At 34.8% G+C, this 2,910-nt stretch carries 3 protein-coding genes; all 3 read left to right on the plus strand.

The features are described 5' to 3' along the window. The first annotated feature begins 893 nt into the window (after window positions 1–893). Window positions 894–1,427, plus strand: a complete 534-nt coding sequence (locus tag AC1DVJ_RS30470; protein WP_477596591.1) for a hypothetical protein — start codon at window positions 894–896, stop codon at window positions 1,425–1,427. A 283-nt stretch (window positions 1,428–1,710) separates the two neighbouring features. Continuing rightward, window positions 1,711–2,073 (plus strand): hypothetical protein, encoded by a 363-nt coding sequence (locus tag AC1DVJ_RS30475; protein ID WP_477596593.1) that lies wholly within the window; start codon window positions 1,711–1,713, stop codon window positions 2,071–2,073. A 180-nt stretch (window positions 2,074–2,253) separates the two neighbouring features. After that, window positions 2,254–2,592 (plus strand): hypothetical protein, encoded by a 339-nt coding sequence (locus AC1DVJ_RS30480; RefSeq protein WP_477596595.1) that lies wholly within the window; start codon window positions 2,254–2,256, stop codon window positions 2,590–2,592. Window positions 2,593–2,910 lie beyond the last annotated feature (318 nt).

Raw genomic sequence — 2,910 nt, forward strand, 5'->3', positions numbered from 1 at the left:
GTGGTTGCTGGTATTACAATGAGGCGTCCAAACGGACATTAGAAAGTGCATGTATGTTTACCAAAACCAGGTTGTTAAACATAATGGTAACGCAGTCGTTAAAATAGACATAAGTCACCGCTATCTGATTCTTACACTAAAGAGACACTCTTTTTGCTGTCAAGGAACTATAGCGCAGGAGCTGCAGTGAAGCAGCTCTTTTTTATTCCATTAAAGTAACGGGCAGTTTTGTGATACATGTAAGCAGGTACTAGAAGAAAATAGTACTAATTAATTAACCCCAAATAATGTATAGTTCTGATGTAAGAAAGAATTATAACAGGAAAAATTTACTGGGGAGTGAAGTTATTGAATAATAATTCTCATGCTATGACTAACATATTCTACTTTCAGTGTGCAACATTTCTTTTTCTAAATGTGTTAATTGGAATATTTTCAGTAACAATTTTCATTTTAGGGATTTCCTTTATATGGGAGTTGGAATGGTTTCTATGTTTTCTTATATGGTCTGGATATATTATTTGTAGTCTTTGCTTAAATATTTTTATTTTCAGAGGGATGAGTACTGGTTTTCGGTGGGGGATGTTTATATTAGGGATATGTATTATAACAATTAGCGGAATCTTTTTTGGTGGAATAGTAGTTGAACAAATTTCATTTTAAATCAACATTGAATAACATGCTAACTGCTACGCTAACGAGGAACGTTAGTTCAATAAGAAACCATGACGAGGCTGCCGAAATCGGCAGCCTTTTTGATGTAACTGGCTGAATTCTTTCATAAAACACGAATATTAACTTGGAAATATTTACAAGATATTGATATGAAACAAACTTAAGAATATCGACGTTTTAGGAGTGGAGAACAACACTCCAACAAAGGAGTGTTGTAAATGAGATTGAAAATAACTTCTATTGTTTTATTTACCATGCTGCTTTCATTAACCGCTTGTTTTAGCAATAAGGAATCTACTCGACCCTCGGTTAGTTCGGAAAAGAAAATTACCCCTATCAGTCATGGTCATGAAATTGAAAATCTAACTTTAGAAGAGGCTCAAAAGAAGGTTCCATTTAAGATTTTGGTACCTACTTACTTACCAGAAAAATTGGTGTTTGACCATGCATATGTTGGCGATGGCACAGCTTACGTTTCCGAACCAACCAGTGGTGCAGTAATTTTACGTTTTACAAATGGAAACACTGGTTTCATAGTAGTCGAACAACAAGGAAAGATGGAACAATTACAAGGTGCAACCGAGAAGCAAGTTACAAATACTATGCTTGGACAGTATAATAATGATGAGCAGCAATTTGAGCCGACTTTACTATGGCAGAATGGAAACATTGTTTGTCGAATTTATACAAATGAGCGTAGTTCTTTTAGCAATGAACAGAGTTTGATTCAGATTGCTTCAAGCTTCAAATAATAAACCGATATCATTAAGTTTGTGTTGTCGCATAACGAGTGCGAAGGAGCTCCTTGTATACAGCTCCTTTTTCTTGCTGAACAGCGGATGCCGAAGCACCCGTTTTTTTTGTTCGCTGAGCTAACGGGCAGTAGAGCGTGGTGGTAAAAGCTATATTATACTCAATGCACCCATAAGTTACATAAATTGCGAAACCAATTTATGAAAGTTAAAATTTCCMATATTGCGAAACTTTCTACATACACCAAGCGTCTGTAAAGTAAGGGGCAGGAAGGTGGAATGTATGACTAAAAAATTGTTTATCTGCTTGTTCGTATCCTGTGTATTGATTCTATTGAGTATCGGGATAGTTTTATTGTCTGCTTTTGGTGTGCCAACAAAAGTACAAAGTTACGAAGATATGAAAAATACTCAATTTGGATTTCCGATCTCATTTATAAAGCAGGATCTTATAAAATCGGGAATTACAGGATATGAGGGTGGATTTCCACATCGTTTCGAAATGCAAACAGACTTTCTTGATAATGATATAACCATGGATTTTTCAATGATGAATTTTATCTTCTCCACGGTAATTGTTTTCGGAATGGTACTGCTACTATACATACTATTACGAAAAATTGGGTCAAAATTATGGCATGGCTGACGATATGAAATTAATGAAGTTGATATGATTTAACATGAATCTTAAAAACCGAAAAGGTCAGGGGTGCAGTCGTTCACTCCGCTAACGGGCAGGATACTGCGGCAATACATCGAAAATAGAACGATAGTACAAGAAATAACTGAAGTTAATCAATTATAAAACGAAAGGACGGGTTATTGGATGAAATTCTTGTGTGAGTGTGGTCATGCAATATATGATCAAACTGATTACTTGTCCTATAAGGCATACCTAATATCAGACCAAGATTGGTTTAATTTCTTAGATGAAATTGATGGTGCAATTGAAAAAACTGGATCAACTACAGAAGAAAAAGAAAAAGCATTAATGAGAGTTAGATCGTTAGCAATCAATCTCACTAAGTTAGTGTATCAATGCGATGAATGTGGGAATATATTTTTTTATAACAGTTATAATAGTTCGCCTCAATTAGAAATGTTTCGAAGTTGTAGTGATACTCCCAATAAAAGATTATTAAAATCGGCAAAAGCAGATAAATAGGAAATTTATTCATTTGGCAAAGGTCATCGCAGCATCTCTTTTTTTTGTTCATTCAAGTAACGGGCAGTTTAATGGAGTCCTGTGGTGAAAAAGTTTTGTAAAAGAAATGAAATAGTAAGAGCAACTTTTACTTAATCGTACCGTCTAATTTTTAAGTTGGTAAATAAAGGGAGTGTGTAAATTTTGAAAAAGTTTATTTTGGGTCTAATTTGCGGAATTGGTTTAACCGCTACAACCGCTGTTTATGCGTCAGACACAATTCAAGCGTACTTATTTCCTGCTAAATTTGTATTTAACGGACAAAGCAAGCAATTAGAC

The sequence above is a fragment of the Paenibacillus sp. P4_A9 genome (assembly GCF_056402415.1).